Below are 25271 nucleotides of genomic sequence, written 5' to 3' on the forward strand. Positions count from 1 at the left end.
GCTACCTAGCGCAATGCATGGGCAAGATGAACGGTAAGGCAATGGTTCGTTGGATCGCGGGTGCTTCGATCGTGATACTGAGCGCGTGCAGCGGGTCGACCGAGCAGTCGCCGCGGGCTGAACCCGTATCGTCGGCAGGCGCCTGTTTCGATCAGGACTCCCGACCAGTCACCGAGAAGATTAGGGCGGTCGGTACGGAGCCGTTCTGGAGCGCAGAGGTCAGCGGCCGCTGCGTTACTTACGCCACGCCCGATGACCAGAGCGGCACGAGGATCTGGACACGGATCACACAAATTGGCGGTGAGATGAGCTGGGATGGAGCACTGAACAGCAAGCAGTTCAAGCTCGTGGTAAAGCCCGCGAACGCCTGTTCCGACGGCATGTCCGACAAGGTTTATCCTTTTGAGGCGGTATTGAGGGTGAATGGAGAAACGCGCCGCGGATGCGCGGAGCGGAACTAGCCGCGCAGCAGCTCCAGCGTCTGTGCGTCGGGGCCGTCGAAGAAGGCGGCCAGCGCCTGGGCGAAAGATGCCTCGCCGGAGGTCTGCTGAAACAATGTGAGGCTGGAGCGAAGCTTCATCGCGTCGATCGACCCGAGGATTGCGACGGCGTCGCGCTTGCCCGCCCACGCCATCATGGCCTCTACGACCTGGTGATATCGCTGGTCAAGGAGCGGATGCGCCAGATAGGCGCGGGCCTCGTCGAGGGATCGAATCCCGTAGAATGTTGCGGTCAGGCTGCGGCCCAAGGCGCCAAGCTGCGGGAAGATGAACCACATCCAGTGGCTTCTCTTCTCGCCCGCCCGGAGTTCGCTGAGCGCGGCGTTGAAGATGCCTTCCTGGGCATCGACGAAACGCTGAAGATCGAACGGGTCATCAGTCATTTCTCTGAAGCGTAGCGAGTGTCGGCGGCCGATCAACGGTCTGCCGCCAACCACCCGGTCAGCACGTAGAACAGGAGAACCACGGGGCCGCTGATCAGCAGCGCTGCAACAAGCCCGAGGCGGACGAGCAGGACATCGAGGCTCATCCAGTCGGCAAGGCCGGCGGCTACGCCCATGACCTTGCCTTCGGATCGGTTGAGAACAAAACGGTTGTTCACTGACAATTCCTTGTTCTGGATTGTTAGGCGATCGGCAGCAGGCTGGTGGCGGAGCTGACGAAGAGCATCGCGGTGATGAAGGCGGCTGCGAAAGCAGTGGCGGTTTCACGACCCGGAGCGAAGATAGTAAGCATTTGAGGTTTCCCTTTTTGTATCGCGGCCCCCGATTGGGCCACGCCAGATACAATGCAGGGAGCGTGCCAAATGGAAAATGTCGTTGTTTTTCAGGGGCGCGGTGTGGAGCGTGCGAACTTAATGCTGCCCCACGCGCTCACAGTTGGGAAATTTCACCAAGCGAATTTAGCTTTGGGTCGTGTTCCCGCCGTCGGGGTGCAGGATCTGCCCGGTCATGTAGCTGGAATCCTCGCAAGCCAGGAACAGGAAGGACGGCGCAACCTCGTTGGGCTGGCCCGGCCGCTTCATCGGCGTGCTCTTGCCGAATTCGGGGATCTTCTCCGGCGGCTGTCCGCCTGAAGGATTGAGCGGAGTCCAGATCGGGCCCGGGGCGACGCCGTTCACGCGAATGCCCTTTTCGACCAGGTTCTTCGAAAGCGAGCGCGTGAAAGCGGTGATCGCGCCCTTGGTCGCGCTGTAGTCGAGCAGGCCGGGCGAGCCCTTGTACATCGTCTCCGACGTGCAGTTGATGATCGCGGAGCCTTCCTTCAGGTGCGGCATCGCGGCCTGGGTCAGGAAGAACATGCCGAAGACGTTCGTCTGGAAGGTCCGCTTCAGCTGGTCCTCAGTGATGCTCGTTATATCCTCGTCGTAATGCTGCTCGCCGGCATTGTTCACGAGGATGTCGAGCCCGCCGAGCCCATCGACGACCTGCTTGACCGCGCGCTCGCAGAATTGCTTGTCGCCGAGGTCGCCTGCGATGGTCACGGCATTGCGGCCTTCCTTCTCGACGATCTCCTTTGTCTTGGCGGCGTCGTCATGTTCGCAGAGATAGAGGATCGCGACGTCCGCGCCCTCGCGGGCGAAGAGCGCCGCAACCGCGCGCCCGATGCCACTGTCCGCGCCGGTGACCAGCGCGACCTTGCCCTCCAGGCGGCCGGAACCGGGATAGCGCGGCTGCCAATCTGGCTTCGGCTCGAGTTCGCTTTCGTGACCGGGGAGCTGATCCTCGTGGATCATCGGCTCCATGACGTCAGACATGAATTACTCCTTCGTCCCGAACAACTTACGCGTTCGGGCCAGGTTCCTGCGATGGTCTTGGGTTAGGAGCGGGCCGTCTAGCCCTTGAGGGCTACGATGAGCGCCTTCTCATGATCCTTCGAGGCTGCGGCCGGGCGAGCAGAACCCTTCCGGCACTGGGCGACGAGCGTTGGGAAATCGAGGTCGCTGTTCTTCATCAGCACGTCCTGCGTCGCCGCGGCGCACTCCGCTTCACTCGTATATTCGGTCGGCACGGTCGCAACCGGGGCGCATTGGACGGAGCCGTCCCCGCAGCCGAGAATTGCAATGACGTAATAGACCGGGCCCATCGCTTCGTTCCTGCTTCCTACTCACTCGAAAACCGAGATTTAACGAGACGGTTCCACTTGTTTCGCATGCGATGTTTGCGGGGCGGTATCGGCACTCCTACCTAAAGGCGGATGGCGGAAACCGCAGTTCAGGGGGCAAAAGCCAACGCGGGCTTCAAAACGCTCGTGCGCTTCCTGCCGATGCTCTGGCCCAAGGGAGAGTTCGAGCTGAAGGCGCGGGTGGTCGCCGCGGTCGTGCTGGTGCTCGCCGGCAAGGCCGCCACCCTGGTCATGCCCTTCGCCTACAAGGCGGTCATCGACCGCATGTCCGGGCCCGGCGTGGCTTTCGGCGTCGTCGCCATGCTCGTCGCTGCTTACGCCGTCGCGCGCTTCGCCGGAGTGCTGGCCGACAACCTCCGCAATGCCTTGTTCGAAAAGGTCGGGCAGAATGCTGCGCGGCGGCTCGCCGGTGAGGTCTTCCGCCACATCCACGACCTAAGCCTGCGCTTCCACCTGGAACGGCGGACCGGATCGCTCACCAAGATCGTCGAGCGCGGCACGAAGAGCATCGACATGATGCTCTACTTCATTCTCTTCAATATCGCCCCGACGGCGATCGAGCTGATCGCCATCTGCGTCATCTTCTTCGTGAAGTTCGGTGCCGGGCTCGTCGCGGCGACGCTGGCGATGGTCGCGATCTACATCACCTTCACGCGCAAGGTCACCGACTGGCGCGCGCAGATCCAGCGCGACATGAACGACGTCGACAACAAGGCCATCGGCCGTGCCGTCGATTCTCTGCTGAACTACGAGACGGTCAAATATTTCGGGGCCGAGGAGCGGGAGGCGAAGCGCTACGACGAGGCAATCGGCGCCTTCGCGAAAGCCGCCGTCCGTAACGAGACCTCGCTCGCTTGGCTCAACATCGGCCAGTCGCTGATCACCAATCTGATGATGGCCGGGGCGATGATCTTCACCGTCTGGGGCTGGAGCCGCGGCAAGTTCACGCCCGGCGACGTGGTGCTGGTCAACTCGCTCTTGATGCAGCTCTTCCGCCCGCTCGACATGCTCGGCTGGGTCTATCGTTCAATCCGCCAGGGCCTGATCGACATGGAAGCGATGTTCGGCCTGCTCGATACGCCGGCTGAGGTCGTCGACAAGCCTCATGCGCCGGCATTGAGCGTCACGCGCGGCAACGTCCGCTTTGAAGGCGTGCACTTCGGCTACGATCCCGAGCGCGAGATTTTGAAGGGTGTCGACCTGGACATTCCGGCGGGCACGAGCCTGGCGGTTGTCGGGCCGTCGGGGGCAGGCAAGTCGACGCTCGCGCGTCTGCTCTACCGCTTCTACGATCCCACGGAGGGCCGGATCCTGATCGACGGGCAGCCGATCGCGGAGGTCGACCAGCGCTCACTCCGCGCGGCCATCGGGATCGTCCCGCAGGACACGGTGCTGTTCAACGACACGATCGGGTACAACATCGCGTACGGCCGCAGCGAGGCGGCGACCGCGGACGTGGAAGGGGCGGCGAAAGGCGCGGCGATCGATGACTTCGTGAAGGCCCTTCCGCAGGGCTATGAATCGATGGTCGGCGAACGTGGGCTCAAGCTCTCCGGTGGCGAGAAGCAAAGGGTGGCCATCGCTCGGACGCTGCTAAAGAACCCGCCGATCCTGATCCTCGACGAGGCGACCAGCGCGCTCGACAGCCGCACCGAGCAGGCCATCCAGGAAACGCTCGAGCGGATCGCCCGCAACCGCACCACCATCATCATCGCGCACCGCCTGTCGACCGTCGTCGGCGCCGACCGGATTGCCGTGCTCGAGAACGGCAAGGTGGCCGAGCTCGGCACGCATGAGGAGCTGCTGCAGAAGGGGGGTCTCTATGCAGACCTCTGGTACCGCCAGGCCGCGGAGCGAGTTCTCGAAGAAGCTGCCGAAGCGGCCGAGTAGCCGTCGACAAGTCAGCCCCGGACCCTATTGGAAGCGTCGGTGAGTACGGTTCAGGAACTCCTCCACAGCGTCTTCGGCTTCGACCATTTTCGCGGCGTCCAGCAAGACGTAATCGAGCGCGTCATGGCGGGTCGACACACCCTCGCGGTCATGCCGACCGGTGCCGGCAAGTCGCTTTGTTACCAGCTTCCCGCGGTCGCACGTGAAGGCACGGCGCTGGTCATCTCCCCACTGATTGCACTGATGCACGATCAGATCCGCAGCGCGGACGCGATGGGCCTGCGCGCTGCATCGCTGACCTCGGCGGATGCGGACCGCGAGCAGACCGTACAGCGCTTCAAGGCGGGCGAACTGGACCTGCTCTATGTCGCGCCCGAACGCGCGACCGGTGAAGCGTTCCGCCGCCTTATCAGCCGCGTGAACCTGTCGCTGATCGCCATCGACGAGGCGCATTGCGTCAGCGAGTGGGGCCACGATTTCCGCCCCGACTATCGCCAGCTTCGGCCGCTGCTCGACGAGAACCCGGACGTGCCGCGTCTCGCGCTTACCGCGACGGCGGACAAGCGTACGCGCGCGGACATCCTGACACAGCTCGGCATTCCGCAGGACGGGCTGGTGATCGCTGGCTTCGACCGGCCGAACATCCGCTATCATGTCAGGCCCCGCGACGGCCTTAATGCGCAGCTGAAGACGCTGCTCGCGACACATTCCGGCCCTGGCATCGTCTACGCACCCAGCCGCGACAAATCCGAACGGATCGCGGAACAGCTGTCGAGCGGCGAACGCCGGGCGCTCGCCTATCACGCCGGCCTCGACCCGTCCGTTCGCTCCCGCAATCAGGCGGCATTCGTCTCATCCGAAGACATGGTGATCGCCGCGACCGTCGCTTTCGGGATGGGCATCGACAAACCCGACGTCCGCTTCGTGGCGCATGCCGGAATCCCCAAGTCGATCGAGGCCTATTACCAGGAGACCGGCCGGGCGGGCCGCGACGGGGAGCCCGCTGAGGCGTGGCTCTTCTGGGGCGCAGAGGATTTCGTTCGCGCCCGGATGCGCATCGAAGAGGTCGAGCCTAATCGCCGCGCCAGTGAGCGCGAACGGCTCAACGCGCTGGCCGGCTTTGTCGAAGCGTCCGGCTGCCGCCGCGCGATCCTTCTTCGACACTTCGGCGAAGACCCGGCGGAGAGCTGCGGCAATTGCGACAATTGTCTGGATCCGCCGAAGACGATCGATGCGACCGAGATCGCACGCAAGCTGCTGTCCGCCGCCTTTCGTACCGAAATGCGGTTCGGCGTCGGGCATCTCGCGGATGTTCTAGCCGGCAACGACAATGAGAAGGTGCGCAGCTTCGGCCACGACCGGCTATCCGTATTCGGTATCGCGTCGTCCGAAGAAGTCGCGCTCGTCCGGCCCGTCGCACGCGCGCTGATCGCGAGGGATGCGCTGCGGGCCGATGCTTACGGCGGGCTCAGCTTCGGCCCGGCGGCCAAGCCGATCCTCAAGGGCGAGCAGGAACTGACGATCGCCGTGCCACCGCCGCGCAGCCGCGCGTCGCGGAAACGCTATGACGGACCCGCCGATCCCTTGTTCGACGCCTTGCGCGAGGCTCGACGCAGGATCGCGTCCGACGCGGGCGTGCCGCCCTACGTCATCTTCCACGATTCCACCCTTCGCGAGATCGCCGAGAACAAGCCGCGCGACCTCGACGAACTGGGCCGCATCCAGGGGGTTGGAGCCGTGAAGCTCGCCCGCTACGGAGACGCCATGCTTGCGGCGCTCGCTGCGGGCGAATGACATTCAGGGTTGCGAAAGCCGCCATGCTCTTGGGAGCGGCTCAAATCAGCCTTTCATGAGGATTATCAGATGGTTCGTACGCTTCTGCTTGCCAGCGCAGCGCTGGGCATTGCGATGACTCCTGCCGTTGCGGCCCCGGCGCCGAAGAAGGCGACTTCCGCGACCTTGGCCGCGGCGAATCCCTTTGCCAAGCCGAGCACGCTGCCGTTCGAGGCTCCGGACTTCTCCAGGATCAAGGACAGCGATTACCTCCCCGCGATCCTTGCCGGCATGGCCGAGCAGAAGCGCGAAGTGGCGGCTATCGCCAACAATCCGGCGGCTCCGACCTTCAACAATACGATGGTTGCCTTCGAGCGGTCCGGCGCTCTTCTCGAGCGTGCGGAGCTAGCCTTCTCCGCCGTCAGCGGTGCGAACACCAACGACACGATCCAGGCGACCGACACGAAGACCGCGCCGCTGCTCGCGCAGCATCGCGACTACATCTATCTCAACGAGAAGCTCTTCAAGCGGGTCGAGACGCTTTACAACCAGCGCGCGAGCCTCGGCCTCAATGCCGAGCAGTCGCGGCTGCTCCAGGTCCAGTACGACGAGTTTGTGAAGGCGGGCGCCAAGCTCGATCCCGCCAAGCAGGCCGAGCTCAAGAAGCTCAACACGCAACTCTCGACGCTCGAGAGCAAGTTCAACCAGATGCTGCTCGCGGCCGCGAAGAATGGCGCGCTGCATGTGACCGACAAGGCCGCGCTCGCCGGCCTGTCGGAGGACCAGATCGCCTCGGCCGCCGAAGCCGCCAAGGAGCGCAAGGTCGCGGGCTACGTCCTGCCGCTGCAGAACACGACGCAGCAGCCGGCGCTAGAATCGCTGACCAACCGCGCGACCCGCGAGGCGCTGTACAACGCCAGCGTCACCCGCGCGTCGAAGGGCGATGCCAACGACACGCGTAGCCTCATCAGCGAGATCGCGCAGCTCCGCGCCAAGAAGGCAGGGCTACTCGGCTTCCCGAATTATGCGGCTTACACGCTGACCGACCAGATGGCGAAGACGCCGGAAGCGGCGCTGGGCTTCGTCAACAGGCTAGCACCAGCGGTAGCCGCCAAGGAGCGCGCCGAGGCCGCCGACATCCAGAAGTTGATCGATTCCCAGAACGGCGGTTTCAAAGCCAAGCCCTGGGACTGGAACATCTACGCCGAGCAGATCCGCAAGCAGCGATATGCGATCGATAGCGACCAGCTGAAGAACTATTTCGAGTTCAACAAGGTGCTCGAGGATGGCGTGTTCTACGCGGCGAACCAGCTCTACGGCCTGACATTCAAGGAGCGGAAGGACCTGCCGACCTGGAACCCGGACATGCGGGTGTTCGAGGTGCACGACGCCGACGGCAAGGAGCTGGCGCTGTTCTACATCGACCCGTGGAAGCGCGACAACAAGTCGGGCGGCGCCTGGATGTCGAACCTGGTCAACCAGTCGGCTCTGCGCGGCACCAAGCCGGTCGTGTTCAACGTCGAGAATTTCACCAAGCCGGCGCCGGGCAAGCCCGCGCTGATCAGCTGGGATGACGTGACGACGATGTTCCACGAGTTCGGCCACGCGCTGCACGGCATGTTCGCCTCGCAGACCTATCCGACCCTGTCGGGCACGAACGTGGCCCGCGACTTCGTCGAGTTCCCGTCCCAGTTCAACGAGAATTGGGCGCTCGATCCGAAGGTCCTGCCGAACTACGCCGTCCACTATCAGACTAAGCAGCCGATCCCGCAGGACCTCGTCGACAAGATCCTCAAGGCCCGCACCTTCAACCAGGGCTATGAGCTGGGGGAAGCGGTCACGGCCGCGAAGATGGACCTCGACTGGCACTCGCTGGCGCCCGATGCGCCGCGTCAGAACGCCGACGAGTTCCAGGCCAAGTCGCTGGCCAACGGCGGTTTCGACGTGGCTGACGTTCCGCCGCGCTACTTCTCACCCTACTTCCTGCACATCTGGAGCAACGGCTATTCGGCGGGCTACTACGCATACGCTTGGACCGAGATGCTCGACCACGACGTGTTCGACTGGTTCAAGCAGCATGGCGGCCTGACCCGCGAGAACGGACAGCGCTTCCGCGACATGGTGCTGTCGCGCGGCAACACGCAGGACTATGGTGAGATGTACCGCGCCTTCACCGGTCATGATCCGCGGGTCGAGCCGATGCTGGAATTCCGCGGGCTGACCCAGAACACGCAGGGCGAATGAACATGACGATCCGCCAGCTCGACGAGAAAGTCTTCATCGCGGGACAGCTCCGGCCGGAGGAAATCGCCGGGCTGGCGGAGCGTGGACTCACGCTGATCGTCAACAACCGGCCGGACGGCGAGGAGCCGGGCCAGCCGCTCGGGACCGAGATCGAAGAAGCCGCCAGCGCGGCGGGTATCGAGTACCGCTCCGTTCCGATCATCCGCGGCATCGGGCCTGCTGATGCGGATGCGATGAACGAGGCCATCGCCTCGACCGACGGCAAGGTGCTCGCCTTCTGCCGGACGGGCACGCGATCTGGACTGACTTGGGCGGTTGCGCAGTCAAACGAGGGCGTGGCGCGCGAGGAAATCGAACAGAAGCTGATCGGCGCCGGCGTCGACCCGACGCCGATCGCGCACCTGCTCTAGGGCACGGCGAGCAGGCGGCGCGCCTCCGCCAAATCTTCCTCGATCACCATCAGCCTGATCGGCATCAGCGGTCCCCAGCCGAAGCTGTTCATTTCCGCGTCGAACAGGACGGCGTCGAGGCCTTCCGATTCCAAGTTAATGCGAGCCAGTTCGGCTTCGATGCGGTTGTCGAACCGCCCGGCTTCGACGAGCCCACTCACCAGGGTGTCGGGTTGCTCGCAGCGATTTCGTCCGACCGCGATGCGCGGCCGAGCATCGCGTTGCGATGCGGAAAGCGCCCGAAACGCTCGATGATGGCGCGATGCTTCCGGGACGCATCGGCGAACACGTCGTTGCCAGTCGCCGTTTGCAGCAGGACCGACTGGTTCTGATCTGCAAGGCTCTCGCTGTGCTCGAACGGCATGTAGAGGAAATTGCGCTCGATCGGCTTCAGCTGCGCATCGTATTCGCGCGCAACGGCGGCCTTGCTAATTGCCAGCGCGAGATGGTCGGTCGCGAACTGATCGGCGTGGTCGCGGAACAGGTTCCGAGGGAATTGGTCGAACAGGATCACCGCCGCCAGCGCGGTAATCGGATCCTCGAGGAAAGAGTCGACCGGCAGTTCCCGCTTGCGCTCCCATAGCTGCAGGAAGCGATCCCGGATTTCAGCGTCGATTGCAGGGCCGCTCCGCCACCACTCCTCCGGCGTCAGGCCGAACCAGTAGGTGAGGACGTCGTGACGCCAATCGCTCACGCGGTTGCGGTTCCTCCGACGGTGAGACCGTCGATCAGCAAGGTCGGCTGACCCACGCCCGCGGGGACGGACTGTCCGCCCTTGCCGCAGATGCCGACGCCCTCGTCGAGCTCGAGATCGTTGCCGATGCCGCGGATCTTCGTGAGAACCGTCGGCCCATTGCCGATCAGCGTTGCTCCCTTGATCGGCTCGGCGATCCGGCCGCCGCGGATGCGATAGGCTTCGGTGCAGGAGAAGACGAACTTGCCGCTGGTGATGTCCACCTGCCCGCCGCCGAAGCTCTTCGCGTAGATCCCGTCCGGAACGCGGCTGACGAGTTCGTTCGGATCGTCATTTCCCGCGAGCATGAAAGTGTTGGTCATGCGCGGCATGGGCGCATGCGCGAAGCTCTCGCGACGGCCGTTGCCTGTCGGCTCGACGCCCATCAGCCGCGCGTTCAGCCGGTCTTGGATGTAGCCCTTCAGTATGCCGTCCTCGATGAGGACGTTGCGGCGCGTCGGCGTGCCCTCGTCGTCGATGGTCAGCGACCCGCGGCGGCTGCCGATAGCGCCGTCGTCGACGACCGTAACTCCGGGCGCGGCAACCCGCTCGCCGATGCGGCCGGAGAATGCCGACGTGCCCTTGCGGTTGAAGTCGCCCTCGAGCCCGTGGCCGATCGCCTCGTGCAGGAGGACTCCGGGCCAGCCCGGACCAAGCACAACGGACATCTCGCCCGCCGGTGCCGCAACGGACTCAAGGTTCGTGAGTGCCTGGGCAAGCGCGACGTCGATGGCCCGGTTCCAGGTCTCCGGCTTGAACAGGTCATCGTAGAGATAGCGTCCGCCGAGCCCGTGATAGCCCGTCTCCCGCCGGTCTCCGTCCTGCGCGACGATCTGGACGTTGAGGCGCACCAGCGGACGCACGTCGTGTGCAACGAACCCGTCGGCGCGGACGATGTCGATGACGCTCCAACTCGCGGCGAGCGAGACGGCGACCTGCGCCACGCGCGGATCGCGCGCCCGTGCCGCAGCGTCGATCGTCTGGCACAAGGCGACCTTGTCGGCGAAGGGGATAGCCGAGAGCGGATCGTCGCTAGTGTACATCGCCTGGTTGGTGCGCGCGGGCGGCGGTGCGGGTTGGCCTTTTGCCGGATCGAGCAGTTTCAGCGTCGCGGCCGCACGGTCGATCGCGGCCGCGCTGATCTCATTCGCATGGGAGAAAGCGGTCGTTTCGCCGGCAACTCCGCGGAGACCGAAGCCAGAGCCCGTGTTGTAGTCCGCGGTCTTCAGCCGCCCATCGTCGAAGCCGAACGCCTCGCTGGCCGAATATTGCAGGTAAAGCTCGCCGTCATCGCAATGCGCGAGATGCTTCGACGCCAGCCGTTTCGCTTCCTCGGGATCGAGGCTCCTATAAAGGAATTTGCGCGGGTCCAGCATCAGACTGGCTGATCCGCCGGTCCCCCCTCAAGGACAAAGCGCCGGTCGCAATAGCCGCACTCGACGAAGCCGAGGTCAGGCTCGATTCGCAGAAATACGCGCGGGTGGCCGAGCGCGGGGGCCACTTCCCCCGATCCGTCGCAGGCAACCTGCAGCGTGTGCACCTTGAACACTTCGGGCGGCGGCAGTGCGTCGGCGGAATTTGCGTCCTGATCCATCGGGCTCAGGTAGCAACCGCGGCCGCCTGCTTCAATGCGGGCGGCGATTGAATCCCAAAGGTTTAGGGGGCGGAAACCTCTTCAATTGTATTGAAGGTCGACGTCGAACGTGCCGACGTAAGTGCCCTCGGCCTGGTTGGCGTTGACGCGGAGCGTGCCGCCGACGCTGAACGCGAACGGCTCTTTGGCCACTACGTTACGGTTTGCGGCCCCTGAGATGGTGAAGGTATCCACGATCATCGTTTCCGTGCCCCCGACGCGAGTGACGACGATCGACGCCCTTGGGACGCGGATGTGGACGACCGACTTGGTGGGGGCGACCGCTTCGAACATCGCCGAATAAGGCGTACCGCCGACCCAAGTCACACCGCCCGTAGTCGTCATCACGTCCGTATTCGGATTGACGGTCGCCGTGCCCGCAGCGACCACACCGAGCGTAGCGAAGTTCAGGTCCTGAAGCTTGCGGACCGCAATTGGCGGCAGGATGTCGACGACGGCCTTCGCCTGCTTGTTCGCAGTCACGGGCGCGGCAAAAGCCGGCGCGGCCGACCCCATGATCAGCAGCCCAACAACGACAAGGAAGGTACGACCCACTCGGCTCATCCTGCCATGGGGCGTAAACCTTTCTTCTCAAGATGAATCTTACGGGCAGGGTAAAGATCGCATTTACCCATTCGATTTGCGCCTCGCTTGTCCGCGGGGCTCGCCTGCCGCTATGCGCCGATCAATGGACAGCCAGGCCGCCATCCGCATCGAATCGCTGTGCAAGACCTATGCGGGCGGGAAGCGCGCGCTGGACGGCGTCAGCTTCGACGTTCCGCGCGGCCAGATCTTCGGCCTGCTCGGCCCCAACGGCGCCGGCAAGTCGACGCTGATCAACATCCTTGCCGGCCTCGTCGTGAAGAGCAGCGGCAAGGCGAGCATCTGGGGCTTCGACATCGACGAGCATCCGCGCAACGCGAAGCGCTCGATCGGCATCGTCCCGCAGGAAATTCTGTTCGATCCGTTCTTCACGCCGCGCGAGGCGCTGGAGATCCAGGCCGGCCTTTACGGCATCCGTCCCGAGCAGCGCCGGACGATGGAATTGCTCGCCGCGATGCACCTGACGGACAAGGCGGAGGCCTATGCGCGGACTCTCTCAGGCGGAATGAAGCGGCGCCTGCTCGTCGCCAAGGCGATGGTGCATTCGCCGCCGATCCTCGTGCTCGACGAGCCGACCGCAGGCGTGGACATCGAGCTTCGCCGGCAGCTGTGGAATTACGTCCGCGAGCTCAACCACAACGGCGTGACGGTTGTTCTGACGACGCATTACCTGGAGGAGGCCGAGGAGCTCTGCGATCGCATCGCGATCATCAATCACGGTAAGGTCGTCGCTAACGAGCCGACCCGGACGCTCGTGGCCAAAGCGCAGGAGAAAGCGGTGGTCGTTACGTTCGACCACGACCTTGACTCCGTACCGACGCACGACTGCTTCGAGAATATCCGCCTGGTCGACGAGCGGACGATCGAGATCACCTACCGCAAGGACAAGTGCAACGCCGGCGACGTTCTCTCCGCAGTCCAGCGGGAAGGCTTCTCCATCGTCGACGTGCGGACGCGCGATCCCGACCTGGAGGACGTTTTCCTCAGCCTCGTCGCGGAACAGCAGGCGGCGTGAGCGTCACTGCCGACGTCCTCGTCGTCGGATCCGGCGCGGCCGGTCTGACGGCGGCTCTCAACCTTGCCGAGCACCGCAAGGTTGCCGTTATCGCGAAGGGCGCACTCGGTGAAGGCGCGACCGGATGGGCGCAGGGCGGCATCGCGGCAGTCCTCGAGGAGGGCGACAGCTTCGAAGCACACATCAACGACACGATCATCGCCGGCGCGGGTCTGAACGATCCCAAGGTCGTCGAGCATGTGGTCGAATCCGCCCCTCGCGCTATCGCCCGACTGATCGAGCTGGGCGTTCCCTTCGCAACCGAAGGCGATGCGCTGCACCTCACTCGTGAAGGCGGCCACAGCCATCGGCGCATCGTCCACGTCGCCGACGCCACCGGAGCCGCCGTCCAGCAGGCACTCGAGTCCGCCGCGCTCAAGCACCCGAACATCACGCTGGTGCCGGACATGGTCGCGATCGACCTCATCACCGGGCGCCACGCGGCGAACTTCTCGACGAGCGGGGCCGTGCACGGGCTTTACGCCTACAACCGTGCGAGCAGGCGCGTCGAAGCGCTCACCGCACGAGCGACTGTCCTGGCGACAGGCGGCGCCGGCCGCACCTACCTTTATTCGACGGCCCCGCGGGGGGCGACCGGCGATGGCATCGCCATGGCGTGGCGTGCAGGATGCCGCATCTCCAACATGGAGATGATGCAGTTCCATCCGACCTGCCTCTACAATTTGCAGGTCAAGAACTTCCTGATCACGGAGGCCGTCCGCGGCGAGGGCGGACATCTGAAGATTCCCGGGACCGGCGAGCGCTTCATGCCCCGCTTCGACGAGCGCGCCGAGCTCGCTCCTCGCGACATCGTGGCGCGCGCCATCGACCATGAGATCAAGCGGCTCGGGCTCGACTTCGTACATCTCGATATCTCGCATCGCGATCCGGATTTCGTCCGCGGCCACTTCCCGAACATCTATGAGAAGCTCCTGACGCTCGGCGTCGACATGACCAAGGAGCCGATTCCGGTGGTGCCGGCGCAGCATTACACCTGCGGCGGAGTCCTCATCGATCTCGACGGCAAGACCGATGCGCCCGGCCTGTACGCGGCCGGCGAAGTGACGCAGTCGGGCCTTCACGGTGCCAACCGGCTCGCTTCGAACAGCCTGCTCGAATGCCTGGTCTTCGGCGAAGCCGCAGCCCGCGACATCCTCGCCAATTGGGACGGGCTGGGAGACGTGCCCGACGTCCGCGCGTGGGATGAGAGCCGGGTCACCGATTCGGACGAAGAAGTCGTGATCCATCAGATCTGGGGCGAGATCCGCCGCTTCATGTGGAATTATGTCGGCATCGTCCGGACCACCAAGCGGCTCGAACGGGCCAAGCGTCGCATCGATATGATCCGGCAAGAGGTTGCCGACTACTACAGCCACTTCCGAGTGGCGCCGGACCTCATTGAGCTACGCAACCTGGTCGAGGTGGCGGACCTCATCATCCGCTCGGCGCTGTCGCGACACGAGAGCCGCGGCCTTCACTACACGCTCGACTTCCCGAAGACCTTGCCGGAGCCGAAGGACACGATCCTCGTCCCTTGAGGTCAGTGCCCACGCAGGAAATGCAGCAGCTGGCTACGCTGCGCATGGCCATACACACCATCTTGTCGGCGCCGTTCGGCCCCTCGCAGATACTCGTTTACAATGAGGGGCATCGGCAACTGCAACTCGCCGAGCAACTGGCTCGACAATCCGGCCACATTCTGCCAGTCGACGGCGCCGTCGCCCTCTTCTTCTGCGAGGATTTGGCCGAGCCGCAGCTTCAGCTCGTCGATCTTCACGCGCGCATCCTGATACAGCAGTGGCAGCGCGTCGTAAACCTGGGTTAGTTTGCCTACTGCACGGCTTCGGTGCGCGTCCCCAGCCCGTACGACTCATAGAAGGCTGGCAGCGCCGGCGTTTCCTCGGCCGATGGCCGGATACGCGCAAAGCGAGAGCGATATGCCGCCGGGCTAACGCCGAGCCGTTTCGCGAAAGCCTTGCGCATCGCCTCGTAGCTCGAATGGCCGGACTTGTAGGCGACCTGCTCGACCTTCTCGGATGTCTGCTCCAGCAATCTCTTGGCGATCTCGACGCGAGCGGTCTCGACCCAGTCGGCAGGCGACGTTCCTGTCGCGGCCTCGAATGCCCGGTAGAAATTGCGCAGGCTCATGTTTGCGCGGTCTGCCAACGCCTCGGTTCGCAGGTCCTCGCACGGATTCTCGACAATCCAGTTGAGGAGCGACGAAAGCGGGCCTTCGGCGGTCTGCGATTGCAAAGGTGCGCTGAACTGCGACTGCCCGCCGGGACGCTTCAGGAAAACGACGAGATTGCGCGCCACCAGCAGCGCCAGGGCGTGCCCATAATCCTCCTCTATCATGGCCAGTGCCATGTCGATTCCGGACGAGATACCTGCAGCGGTCCAAAGGCGACCGTCCTGGACGTAAATGCAGTCGGGCCGCACCTCGATGTCCTCGAACTCGGCCTGCAGCCGCGCACAATCTTCCCAGTGAGTGGTCGCCGGGTGGCCGCTCAGAATCCCGGCCCCGGCCATCAGGAATGCGCCGCAGCAGACGGACGCGATCCGGCGCGGCTTGTCGTGGTTCCTGGATATCCAGTCGATGAGTCGCGGATCGCAGGTCCTGTGATCGACCAGCCCGCCCGTCACGATTACCGTGTCGAATTCTCCGGGGGCCAATTTGGGAGCCTTGGCGGTCTCGATGCCGACGCCCTGCATGGTGTGGATCAGGCCGCCATCGATCGACAGCGGTTCTATCCGGTACAGGAGAGTGTCGGCTTGGCCGGTCCGGATGAGGTGCCGGGCGGCCGAAAAGAAGGTGGATGACGGACCTGCGAAATCGAGCAGGTCCGACCCTTCGAAGAGTAGCATTCCAACGCGCTTCAATTGCCGATCCATGACGGTTCTCCGTCCTTGCGGCTCTGTCGCTGCGCACCCGGCGGGTGACGGCCAGGAAAATGCCACCCGCCGGGCCTTGAGTCGATTCACCGTGCGGCGACCTTGATCGCTCCGCTGGAGGCGAGCTGCTGTTTGCTGTCCGCAATCGCCCGGTCGAGCTGCGCCTTGGCGCCCATCATCGCGCTGTCATAACAGCGCGACCATGCGACCCGAGTGGCCAAGTCGGTGCGTCCATCCGCAAAGCAGATGCGCGAGGCCGCGCGATGGATGCGCCCGCTCAGCGTCGCAAGGCCGCTCGGAGATCCGATATCGAGATCCGCAAAGGTGACGACGGCGGTCGGAACTCCACCCTCGACGACGACGGGGCTTTCACCCTGGGCGAACGCGGGCGCTGCAACCAGCGCGACACTCATGAGAGCTGCTTTGACCATCTGCATCTTGCGTCTCCTCGGAATGAACGATCGCCATGACCGTCCATTCCCGAAAGCTAAGCCCATGGTCTTCCGTCCAAAATGACAGAACCACCTCGATTCGTGCCAAAGTCGGGCGCAACACTGGCGGTTCCCGCTTCACAGCGCAGGGGAATTGGCGGAAGCTGGCCTCCAGGGGGAGATCCGATATGCCTGTCGAACTGCACATTGCCGCTTGGGGAGCGATCCTGCTCCTCGTTCACATCTTCGCCGCGGTTCACCTCAAGACGAAGCAGTACGGCCGCGACTGGAATGTCGGCGCCCGTGACGAAGCCGTTCCGCCGCTCAATCCTGTGGCCGGCAGGCTCGCGCGGGCGCAGGCGAACTTCCTCGAGACATTTCCCATTGCGATCGTCGCCTTGCTTGGCGTCGTCATCGCCGGCCGGACGAGTGCCTGGACGGCCCTTGGCGGGTGGATATGGCTGGGCGCGCGCACTATCTATCTTCCGCTGTACGGCTTCGGTGTGCCGGTCGTGCGCACGGCGGTTTTCGTGATCAGCCTGGTTGGCCTGCTGATGGTGCTGAAACCGCTTCTGCTGGGCTGACCCGCTCGGCCGCTGGCATCCACCCAACAGCCTGCTAGACCCGCTCGTTCATGTCCGAAATCGAAACTGCCGAAGCGCCCGCGACCGAGAAGACGGTCACCAATCACCTCTACCTCGTCGACGGGTCGAGCTACATCTTCCGTGCCTATCACCGCCTGCCGCCGCTGACCAACCGGCACGGCATGAACGTCGGCGCGGTCTACGGCTATACAGCGATGCTGTGGAAGCTGGCGGACGGGCTGAAGCAGGCCGAGGGCCCGACCCACATGGCCGTCATCCTCGACGCGTCGGAGCATACGCACCGCAACGAGATGTACGACCAGTACAAGGCGCACCGCCCGCCGCCGCCGGAAGACCTCGTCCCGCAATTCCCGCTGATCCGTGTCGCGACGCGGGCCTTCTCGATCCCTTGCATCGAAAAGGCAGGGCTCGAAGCCGACGACATCATCGCCTGCTACGTGATGGCGGCGAAAAAGGCCGGCTGGAAGGTGACGATCGTCAGTTCCGACAAGGACCTGATGCAGCTCGTCGAGGATGGCGCCGTAGACATGCTCGACACGATGAACGACCGCCGGATCGACGAAGCCGCGGTGCATGACAAGTTCGGCGTGGGTCCCGAGAAGGTCGGCGAAGTCCTCGCACTGATGGGCGACAGCGTCGATAACGTCCCGGGCGTTCCAGGCGTTGGTCCGAAGACGGCGACCCAGCTGATTCAGGATTACGGAAGCGTCGAGGGCGTGCTGGCCGCGGTCGAGGAGATCAAGAAGCCGAAGCTCAAGCAGAACCTGATCGAGCACGCGGAAGCGGCGCGCCTGTCTCGCGAGCTCGTTCGGCTGGTCTGCGATGCACCGCTTCCGGAGCCGCTCGACGAGCTGATCTTGAAGGGCATTCCGCCGGAGCCGCTCAAGGAATTCCTAGAGGACCAAGGGTTCAAGACCCTGCTCAACCGCATGGTGGGCGGCGGTCCGACGAACACCGGCGCGACCGTTCGGAATGACGTCATGGCGGCGCTCGACCGCAGACCGGCGTCCAAGATTACCGAGCCGGACGCGCCCGAGAAGATCGAAGTGGACGTCTCTAAATACGAGACGGTGACCGACGAAGCCGCGCTCGACCGCTGGATCGCCGAGGCGCGCGCGCAGGGCTATGTCGCGGTCGACACCGAAACCGATTGCATCGACTGCATCATTGCCAAGCTCGCGGGCATCAGCCTTGCGACGGGGCCGAACCGCGCCTGCTACATTCCGGTGGGACATGTCGGCGGCGACTTGCTCTCCGAAACGCCGAACCAGCTTCCCCTGCAGCTCGTGCTCGACCGGCTCAAGCCGCTCCTCGAAGACCCGGCGGTCCTGAAGATCGGCCACAATCTCAAGTACGACTGGGTGATGTTCGACAAAGCGGGCATCGACGTCGCACCATACGACGACACCATGCTGATGAGCTTCGATCTCGATGCGGGGCGCAGCTTCGGCCACAACCTGACCGACCTCGCGAAGTCGCAGTTCGAGCATGAGTGCATCAGCTTCAAGTCGCTGTGCGGGACGGGCGCGAGGCAGATCACCTTCGACAAGGTGCCGCTGAAGGAAGCGACTGAATATGCGGGCGAGGACGCGGACATCGCGCTGCGCCTCTGGCATCGCTTCAAGCCGCGCATGACCACTGAAAACGCCGAGCGCGTCTACAAGCGGGTCGACCAGCCGCTCATCCCCGTGATCGGGCGGATGGAACGGCGCGGCGTGAAGGTGGACCGCGACTATCTCGCGGGTTTGAGCAAGACATTCTCGGAAGAGATTTCGAAGCTCGAGGAGCGGATCTACGAAGCTGCCTGCGGTCCATTCACCATCGGCTCGCCGCAGCAGCTCGGCGACGTGCTCTACGGCCGGCTCGGCCTGAAGGGCGGGCGCAAGGGCAAGAGCGGGCACTATTCGACCGACGTGAACGAGCTCGAACGGCTCGCGAGTGAAGGCGTCAATTGCGCGCGGCTGGTACTCGACTGGCGCCAGCTGACGAAGCTCCGCTCGACCTACACCGAGGCACTGCAATCGGTGATCAATCCCGAGACGGGTCGTGTCCACACCAGCTTCAGCCTCACCGGCGCGCAGACGGGACGGCTCTCCTCGAACGACCCAAACCTGCAGAACATCCCGATCCGCACCGAGCTGGGCCGCAAGATCCGCGACGCCTTCGTTGCCGAGCCCGGTTACGTGCTGATGAGTGCCGACTACAGCCAGATCGAGCTGCGCATCGCCGCGCACATGGCCGACGTGCCGCAGCTGAAGGAGGCGTTCCGCGAGGGCGCGGACATCCACAACATCACCGCGGAGGAGCTGTTCGGCTCTGCCGATCGTGAGAACCGTAACAAGGCGAAGACGGTCAACTTCGCCATCCTCTACGGCGTCTCCCCTTGGGGACTCGCGTCACGCATGGGCGTCCCGAAGGAGGAGGGGCAGGCGATCATCGCCCGCTACTTCGAGCGCTTCCCGGGCATCCGCCAATATATCGATGACACGCTGCAGTTCGTGCGGTCGCACGGCTACACGAAGACACTGTTCGGCCGGAAGACGCACTTCTATCCGAACATCAAGTCGCCCAACCCCTCCATCCGCGGCGGGGCCGAGCGCGCGGCGATCAATGCTCCCATCCAGGGCACCAGCGCGGACCTCATCAAGCGGGCCATGACGCGTATGGATGGCGCATTGGCAGAGGCGGGTCTCGATGGTGTCCGCATGCTCTTGCAGGTGCACGACGAACTCGTCTTCGAAGTGCCCGACGGGCGGGAGCAGGAAGCGGCCGAAGTGGTTCGGAGGGTCATGGCCACCGCCGCCGAGCCCGCGATCAAGCTGGACGTCCCCCTCGATGTCGAAGTGGGTTGGGGCGAGCATTGGGGCGCGGCGCATTGAGCACAGCGCCTGCAACCGCCCCCGCACCAGCCGCTGACCTTGCAGCGCTGGCCCGTGGAGGGCGGATCAACTTCCTGGGGTTTTGCGTAAGGCTGGCCGCGCGCCTGCCGTTCCTTTTCATCGCGGGCCGCATCTATGGCGCAGCGGTCCTGGGACGCTTCGCTTATGCCATCCTGATCGTCGAGTTCGCCGCGCAGCTCGCGACGCTCGGCCTGAAGCGCGGACTCGCGCGCCAGCTCGCGGAGACCGACAAGCCGCATGCCTGCGTCGCCTGGGACGCCCTGGTCGTTTCCGCCATTGGCGCGGCGATCGCCATGGCCGTGCTGATGCTGTTCCCGCAGGCGATGTTCCCGAACAGCCAGGTCACGGGACTCGACTGGCTGCTGCCGATCACGATCATCGCTCTGGCCTGGTCGGACATCATGTTGGCCGCGCTCGCCTATCGCCATGACGTCACGTCGACCGTGCGCGCCCGCGCGATCGTCGAGCCGATCACGATCAGCGCGGCGGCCTACATCTGGTCGTTCTGGTCGCTAAGGGACGGGCTGATCATCGCCTACGTCCTGTCGATGATCGCCGCGCTCGTCGCCTCGATCATTCCGTTCGTGCGCACATACGGCGTCCCGCATGGCTGGACGCTCAATCCGCGTACTTTGTGGAAGATGGCGAAGCGGAACATCCCCGTCGCGGCTGCCGACGCCGTCGAGTGGGGATCGCGGCGCATCGACATCGCCGTCCTCGGCCTCTTCTTCTCGCCGACGGTGGTCGGCATCTACTACGTGGCGCAGAACGTCGCGTCGCTGCCGGCCAAGCTCAAGACCAGCTTCGATCCGATCCTCGGACCCGTGATCGCCCGCAACCTCCAGGAAGGCGACAAGGCTGCCGTCGCGAAGCAGGTCCGCCAGGTAGGCTTCTGGGTGATCGCCGCGCAGCTCGGCGTCGCGCTCGCCCTGGCGATTCCCGGAGAGGCAGTTATGGGTCTGGTCGGTCCGGCGTTCGTATCCGGCACGGCGGCGCTGGCCTTCTTGCTGGCGGCCGAAGTCGTCGCGGCCATGGCTGCCGTTAGCGAAGCTGCTCTCATCTACGTCGCGCGCCACCGGAACATGCTTGTCAGCCTCGCCATGCTGGCACTCGAAGCCATCTTCGCGATTGCATTGATCGTCGGCATGCGCGCGTTCGACTGGCCCGTCATGTTCCAGGCGACGGGCCCAGCGATCGGCCTGATGCTCGCGCTGGGATTCGCAGCAGTGGTCAAGTCGAGGATGCTTTGCCGGATTCTCGGCGAGCGAGTGAACGGCTGGCGCTGGCCGCTCATCTGGGCGGCTGCCGCGGGCACGCTTGTCGGTTGGCTCGCGACCTTCCTGCCCGAATGGGCCGAGCTGGTCTTCGGCATCCCCGCGATCCTGCTGGCGTTCGGTGCCGTGCTCTGGACCAAGGGTTTCGGGCCCGAAGACCGCCAGCTCTTCCGCCTCTCGAAGGAAGACGTCGAAGAGCTTCAGGTCCCCGCGCCCGGAACTACGGGGGACGCCGTCCGCTAGTGGCGGAAGTGGCGCATGCCCGTGAAGACCATCGCCAGACCGGCCTCGTCGGCAGCGGCGATCACTTCATCGTCACGGATCGATCCGCCGGGCTGAATGACCGCGGTTGCGCCAGCCTCAACCGCAGCCAGCAGCCCGTCCGCGAAGGGGAAGAACGCGTCCGACGCGACGGCTGATCCGACCGTGTGCGGCTCCGCCCAGCCGTGCGTTTCAGCCGCTTCTCGGGCCTTGGCGGCTGCAATGCGCGCGCTGTCGCGGCGGTTCATCTGGCCGGCGCCGATCCCCGCAGTTGCGCCGTCCTTGGCGTAGACGATCGCGTTCGACTTCACGTGCTTGGCCACAGTCCAGGCGAACATGCAGTCGCGAAGCTCCTGCTCGGTCGGCTGCCGTTTGGTGACGACTTTCAGATCGTCCGGGGCAATAGCGCCGTTGTCGCGGTCTTGAACCAGAATGCCCCCGGCGATGACTGCGACGGTCTGCCCGCCCCGCTTCGGATCGGGCAGCCCGCCCGTCAGTAGCAGGCGCAGGTTCTTCTTCTTCGCGAAGATCGTCTTCGCATCCTCGTCCGCGTCGGGAGCGACGACGACTTCGGTGAAGATCTGCGTGATCGCTTCGGCCGTCGCTGCATCGAGCGGCCGGTTGGTCGCCACGATGCCGCCGAACGCCGAGACGCTGTCGCACGCGAGCGCTTCGTTCCACGCATCGAGCAGTGTGTCCGCGCTCGCTACGCCACACGGGTTCGCATGCTTTACGATGACGACCGTCGGCGGCGCATCGCGGAACTCGGCGACGAGCTCCAGCGCCGCATTGGCGTCGTTGAGATTGTTGTAGCTGAGCTCCTTGCCCTGCACCTGCTCGGCCTGGGCGATGCCGGTCGCATGGGGTCCGACGGGCAGATAAAGCGCCGCCTGCTGGTGCGGATTCTCGCCGTAGCGGAGCGGCATCTTCAGCTTGCTCGCCCGCGTCCACAGCGGCGGGAACCGCTCGCCCTGGTCGGCGAAGGCGAACCATTGCGAGATGGTGGAGTCATATGCGGCCGTCAGCGCATAGGCCTTGGCCGCCAGCCGCTTGCGGAACTCGTATGACGTCGCGCCGCCATTCTCGTCGAGTTGCTTCAACAGCTCGGCATAGTCCGCCGGGTCGGTGACGATGGCGACGAACGCGTGGTTCTTGGCCGCCGAGCGGACCATGGAGGGGCCGCCGATGTCGATATTCTCTATGATCTCATCGCGAGCCGCTCCGCGAGCGACCGTCGCTTCAAACGGATAAAGGTTCACGACGACGAGATCGATGGACCCGATCCCATGCTCCTCCATTGCTGCCGCATGTTCGGGATTGTTGCGGACGCCGAGCAACCCGCCGTGGACCTTCGGGTGGAGCGTCTTCACCCGTCCGTCCATCATTTCCGGGAAGCCCGTGAGGTCCGAAATGTCGCGGACCTGGTGTCCGAGCTCGCGCAGCTTCGCGGCCGTTCCTCCCGTCGAGACCAATTCGACGCCGCGCTTCGAGAGGCCTTCGGCCAGCGCGTCGAGCCCGCTCTTGTCGGAAAGGGAGATGAGCGCCCTTTTGACGGGGACGAGGTCGGTCATTCGAATTCCTTCTTTATTCAGCTCGAGCGGCGGAACTGCCAGGCCACGTCGCCGCCGATAGCCGCGACTTCGCCCTGAATCACCAAATGAGTCGTTGGAACGGGCTGGCCGCGCCCGTCGATCACCAGGCTTTCCTCGATTCCGAGGTTCGCTCCGCGGCAGCGAAAATTCCAAGGAGGGGCGCCGGGCGAGCGGAGGATCGCGCCCATTCCGTCGGCGGTCAGGGTTGGTTCGACGCCCGGAGCGAGATGGAAGCGAATGGCGTATGGGGCGGCGTCCTTGATCTTCCGCCGGCCCTTCGGAAGCATCTGGTCGGCGCCGCGCAGCTCCTTGCCGTCATTGCCGAGCATGAGGCTGCGCTTGTGGACGAGCCCAAAGGCACGGGCGTATCCATCGTGAGTAGCTTCGAGGCGGCTGCAGTCATTGTCTTCGCTGCGGTCGACGCTGACGTCCTCGACGCCCTTGCCGAGTGATCCGTCGGTCAGGATCGCCGTCGAGTTCGTATCCGATAACACGAGCGTGCTGTGCGCGGCGGTCGACCGCAGTGCTTCGGTCAGCTCCTCGGGAAGGCTTGTCGGGAGGGGCGCGGGGCCGCCGCAATTGACGACGAGCCGCTGCGCTCCGTCCGAAAGTTCAAACGCCAATGTGGAGGCGCACCCCCTCGGCGCCATCTTCGCCGGTGGAGGCGGAGCCGCGTCGATCACCAGCACAGTGCCGAGAGCCGACATGCGGTGATAACCCCATCCTCGTGCCTGCCGGAGGGGCCGCGCACGGATTCCACAGCCTTCGACGAGCGCGTGCAGGCGAGCGGCATCGCCGGGATTGCCGCCTTGCCAGCTCGACAGTGCGCCGTCGCCCATCGTGACCCCATGAAGAGCGGCCAAGGCGGCGGCGATGGCGGCCTCGATACTTTCGGGCAGGCTTTGCTTGGCGGCGGAATAGGTCGCGCGAAGAAGCTGGAGCCGGTCAACCAGCCGGACCTGCTCGTAGGGCGTCCGGCTGATCAGTCCGCCGTCTTCGAATTGAGCCGTCGACAACGCTCGCGCCAATCCGGATTCGCCGCGCGCGACGCGCGAAACGCCGCCCTGGATAAGCATGCCCGCGGCGACGCTGCCCGCCCAGGCGGTGATCCGGGGCAATCCTGGGAGCGCCTTCTCCGCGTTGGCGTCGAGGTGCCGGGCGCCACGCACCATCGTGTTGAGAAGGGCGGAGCGATACCCGGCGTCGCGGCTTGAAAGGATGTAGGGCGCGTAAGCCATCCAATAGAGGATGCGCTCGCCCCAAAGGTCGGGCCTCCAGGCGTCGTCGACGCGCGTTCCATGGGATAGCAGCCAGCGGCCGGCGAGCGCTTCGGCGACGCGCGCGCCCTTCTCGCGCGATGCGGCCGCGGCTAGGTCGCGGAGCCAGGAGAAGCCCTGCAACTCCCTGCCAATTGGGCTGTCGACGCCGAGATGCGCAAAATCGAGGTCGGTCAGCGAAACGCTTTCGTTGCCCAGCACGAAGCGGCCGGCGAGGATCGCCTCGCCTCGCTGCCTTTCGCCCTGCACATGGTCGCGCGGTACAGCGACGAGCTTTAGCGGCTGCCGGCCCGAGGCGAACAGACGCGAAAGGAGCGGACGCTTGGCAAGCTTGCGGACGACCGCCGCGGCGTCAGCGCTCATCCGTCTCCCCTAAGGGCGGCGATGTTGGCGGCGTAATCGTTCGGTCCGCCACGGAAAACGGCCGTGCCCGCGACGAGAGCGGTCGCGCCCGCATTCACGGCCTGACGCGCCGTAGTCGTGTCGATCCCACCGTCCACCTCGAGGGTAACGTTCAAGCTCTCCTTGGAGATGCGGTTGGCGATCGCCTCAATCTTGCGCAGCTGGCTGGTGATGAACTTCTGGCCGCCGAAGCCCGGGTTCACGCTCATCACGAGGACGAGGTCGATCTCCTCGAGGACGTAGTCGAGCACCTTTGCCGGCGTTGCAGGGTTGAGCGACACGCCCGCTTTCTTGCCCAGCCCTTTGATGCGCTGGATCGTGCGGTGGAGGTGCGGCCCGGCTTCCGGATGGACGGTGATGATATCGGCCCCGGCCTCCGCGAACGCGTCGAGGAACGGGTCGATCGGCGAGATCATCAGGTGGACGTCGAAGGGCTTGGGCGAGTGCGGCCGCAATGCCTTCACGACGCCCGGCCCGATCGTGATGTTCGGCACGAAATGGCCGTCCATGACGTCGACGTGGATCCAGTCGGCTCCCGCCTCGTCGATCGCGCGCACTTCTTCGCCGAGCATGGCGAAGTCGGCGGACAGGATGGACGGAGAGATGACGGGGTGAACCATGGTCCCGATTAAAC

At 64.7% G+C, this 25271-nt stretch carries 25 protein-coding genes; 10 read left to right on the plus strand and 15 right to left on the minus strand.

Features of this window, described 5'->3' with window-relative positions; genetic code table 11:
* Positions 1-41: 41 nt before the first annotated feature.
* Entirely contained in the window at positions 42-461 is a 420-nt protein-coding gene (locus LZ016_RS12360; protein WP_241447767.1) for a COG3650 family protein, read from the plus strand.
* On the opposite strand, the gene LZ016_RS12365 is transcribed toward LZ016_RS12360, so the two are convergent.
* The 4 genes from LZ016_RS12365 to LZ016_RS12380 form a co-directional block, all read right to left on the minus strand.
* Entirely contained in the window at positions 458-883 is a 426-nt protein-coding gene (locus LZ016_RS12365; protein WP_241447768.1) for a DUF1810 domain-containing protein, read from the minus strand. The two genes, LZ016_RS12360 and LZ016_RS12365, sit on opposite strands and share 4 nt — an antisense overlap.
* A gap of 32 nt (positions 884-915) precedes the next feature.
* Positions 916-1101, minus strand: coding sequence for a PspC domain-containing protein (locus LZ016_RS12370; RefSeq protein WP_241447769.1), 186 nt, complete (start codon positions 1099-1101; stop codon positions 916-918).
* Between the two features lie 300 nt (positions 1102-1401).
* Positions 1402-2256, minus strand: coding sequence for an SDR family oxidoreductase (locus LZ016_RS12375; RefSeq protein ID WP_241447770.1), 855 nt, complete (start codon positions 2254-2256; stop codon positions 1402-1404).
* Between the two features lie 77 nt (positions 2257-2333).
* Positions 2334-2585 (minus strand): hypothetical protein, encoded by a 252-nt coding sequence (locus tag LZ016_RS12380; protein WP_241447771.1) that lies wholly within the window; start codon positions 2583-2585, stop codon positions 2334-2336.
* Between the two features lie 111 nt (positions 2586-2696).
* On the opposite strand from LZ016_RS12380, the gene LZ016_RS12385 reads away from it, so the two are divergent.
* From LZ016_RS12385 to LZ016_RS12400, 4 genes are all read left to right on the plus strand, one after another.
* Positions 2697-4514: an ABCB family ABC transporter ATP-binding protein/permease gene (locus LZ016_RS12385; RefSeq protein WP_241447772.1), complete on the plus strand. Its 1818-nt coding sequence runs from the start codon at positions 2697-2699 to the stop codon at positions 4512-4514.
* A gap of 39 nt (positions 4515-4553) precedes the next feature.
* Positions 4554-6308 carry a DNA helicase RecQ gene (gene recQ / locus LZ016_RS12390; protein ID WP_241447773.1) on the plus strand — a complete coding sequence of 585 codons (1755 nt, stop codon included), beginning with the start codon at positions 4554-4556 and terminating at the stop codon, positions 6306-6308.
* A gap of 69 nt (positions 6309-6377) precedes the next feature.
* A complete protein-coding gene (locus LZ016_RS12395; RefSeq protein WP_241447774.1) occupies positions 6378-8531 on the plus strand; it encodes a M3 family metallopeptidase in 2154 nt (717 codons plus the stop codon).
* Between the two features lie 2 nt (positions 8532-8533).
* Positions 8534-8941, plus strand: coding sequence for a protein tyrosine phosphatase family protein (locus LZ016_RS12400; protein WP_241447775.1), 408 nt, complete (start codon positions 8534-8536; stop codon positions 8939-8941).
* Here LZ016_RS12400 and LZ016_RS12405 read toward each other — a convergent pair.
* The 5 genes from LZ016_RS12405 to LZ016_RS12425 all read right to left on the minus strand — a co-directional run bounded on the left by LZ016_RS12405 (position 8938) and on the right by LZ016_RS12425 (position 11901).
* Positions 8938-9141: a putative signal transducing protein gene (locus tag LZ016_RS12405; protein ID WP_241447776.1), complete on the minus strand. Its 204-nt coding sequence runs from the start codon at positions 9139-9141 to the stop codon at positions 8938-8940. The genes LZ016_RS12400 and LZ016_RS12405 overlap by 4 nt on opposite strands.
* Complete coding sequence (locus LZ016_RS12410) at positions 9138-9674, minus strand: DUF924 family protein (protein ID WP_241447777.1); 537 nt, start codon at positions 9672-9674, stop codon at positions 9138-9140. Before LZ016_RS12410 ends, LZ016_RS12405 begins: the two co-directional genes overlap by 4 nt.
* Positions 9671-11089, minus strand: coding sequence for a metalloprotease TldD (gene tldD / locus LZ016_RS12415; protein ID WP_241447778.1), 1419 nt, complete (start codon positions 11087-11089; stop codon positions 9671-9673). Before tldD ends, LZ016_RS12410 begins: the two co-directional genes overlap by 4 nt.
* Positions 11089-11307 carry a zinc-finger domain-containing protein gene (locus tag LZ016_RS12420; RefSeq protein ID WP_241447779.1) on the minus strand — a complete coding sequence of 73 codons (219 nt, stop codon included), beginning with the start codon at positions 11305-11307 and terminating at the stop codon, positions 11089-11091. The genes tldD and LZ016_RS12420 overlap by 1 nt, the downstream gene beginning before the upstream one ends.
* 81 nt (positions 11308-11388) lie before the next feature.
* Positions 11389-11901 carry a DUF4402 domain-containing protein gene (locus tag LZ016_RS12425; protein WP_241447780.1) on the minus strand — a complete coding sequence of 171 codons (513 nt, stop codon included), beginning with the start codon at positions 11899-11901 and terminating at the stop codon, positions 11389-11391.
* 133 nt (positions 11902-12034) lie between these two features.
* Between LZ016_RS12425 and LZ016_RS12430 the strand changes: the two genes are divergently transcribed.
* Positions 12035-12964: an ABC transporter ATP-binding protein gene (locus tag LZ016_RS12430; protein ID WP_241447781.1), complete on the plus strand. Its 930-nt coding sequence runs from the start codon at positions 12035-12037 to the stop codon at positions 12962-12964.
* Entirely contained in the window at positions 12961-14541 is a 1581-nt protein-coding gene (nadB, locus tag LZ016_RS12435; RefSeq protein ID WP_241447782.1) for an L-aspartate oxidase, read from the plus strand. The genes LZ016_RS12430 and nadB overlap by 4 nt, the downstream gene beginning before the upstream one ends.
* Before the next feature lie 2 nt (positions 14542-14543).
* On the opposite strand, the gene LZ016_RS12440 is transcribed toward nadB, so the two are convergent.
* From LZ016_RS12440 to LZ016_RS12450, 3 genes are all read right to left on the minus strand, one after another.
* Complete coding sequence (locus tag LZ016_RS12440) at positions 14544-14780, minus strand: hypothetical protein (RefSeq protein WP_241447783.1); 237 nt, start codon at positions 14778-14780, stop codon at positions 14544-14546.
* Between the two features lie 53 nt (positions 14781-14833).
* A complete protein-coding gene (locus LZ016_RS12445) occupies positions 14834-15895 on the minus strand; it encodes a GlxA family transcriptional regulator (protein ID WP_241447784.1) in 1062 nt (353 codons plus the stop codon).
* An 86-nt stretch (positions 15896-15981) separates the two neighbouring features.
* Positions 15982-16332 carry a UrcA family protein gene (locus LZ016_RS12450; RefSeq protein WP_241447785.1) on the minus strand — a complete coding sequence of 117 codons (351 nt, stop codon included), beginning with the start codon at positions 16330-16332 and terminating at the stop codon, positions 15982-15984.
* A 182-nt stretch (positions 16333-16514) separates the two neighbouring features.
* Between LZ016_RS12450 and LZ016_RS12455 the strand changes: the two genes are divergently transcribed.
* Genes LZ016_RS12455 through LZ016_RS12465 form a run of 3 tightly spaced genes read left to right on the plus strand, consistent with a single transcriptional unit; the run spans position 16515 to position 21348 of the window.
* Positions 16515-16910, plus strand: coding sequence for an MAPEG family protein (locus LZ016_RS12455; protein ID WP_241447786.1), 396 nt, complete (start codon positions 16515-16517; stop codon positions 16908-16910).
* Between the two features lie 50 nt (positions 16911-16960).
* On the plus strand, positions 16961-19810 hold the full coding sequence (polA, locus tag LZ016_RS12460) for a DNA polymerase I (protein ID WP_241447787.1): 2850 nt from the start codon (positions 16961-16963) through the stop codon (positions 19808-19810).
* Positions 19807-21348 carry a lipopolysaccharide biosynthesis protein gene (locus tag LZ016_RS12465; protein WP_241447788.1) on the plus strand — a complete coding sequence of 514 codons (1542 nt, stop codon included), beginning with the start codon at positions 19807-19809 and terminating at the stop codon, positions 21346-21348. The genes polA and LZ016_RS12465 overlap by 4 nt, the downstream gene beginning before the upstream one ends.
* Here the strand turns inward: LZ016_RS12465 and purH are convergent.
* Genes purH through rpe form a run of 3 tightly spaced genes read right to left on the minus strand, consistent with a single transcriptional unit; the run spans position 21345 to position 25257 of the window.
* Positions 21345-22937, minus strand: a complete 1593-nt coding sequence (gene purH / locus LZ016_RS12470) for a bifunctional phosphoribosylaminoimidazolecarboxamide formyltransferase/IMP cyclohydrolase (RefSeq protein ID WP_241447789.1) — start codon at positions 22935-22937, stop codon at positions 21345-21347. The genes LZ016_RS12465 and purH overlap by 4 nt on opposite strands.
* Positions 22938-22954: 17 nt before the next feature.
* Positions 22955-24598: a heparinase II/III family protein gene (locus tag LZ016_RS12475; protein WP_241447790.1), complete on the minus strand. Its 1644-nt coding sequence runs from the start codon at positions 24596-24598 to the stop codon at positions 22955-22957.
* Positions 24595-25257, minus strand: a complete 663-nt coding sequence (rpe, locus tag LZ016_RS12480) for a ribulose-phosphate 3-epimerase (RefSeq protein ID WP_241447791.1) — start codon at positions 25255-25257, stop codon at positions 24595-24597. Before rpe ends, LZ016_RS12475 begins: the two co-directional genes overlap by 4 nt.
* Positions 25258-25271 lie beyond the last annotated feature (14 nt).

Source organism: Sphingomonas telluris (assembly GCF_022568775.1).
Lineage (GTDB): Bacteria > Pseudomonadota > Alphaproteobacteria > Sphingomonadales > Sphingomonadaceae > Sphingomicrobium > Sphingomicrobium telluris.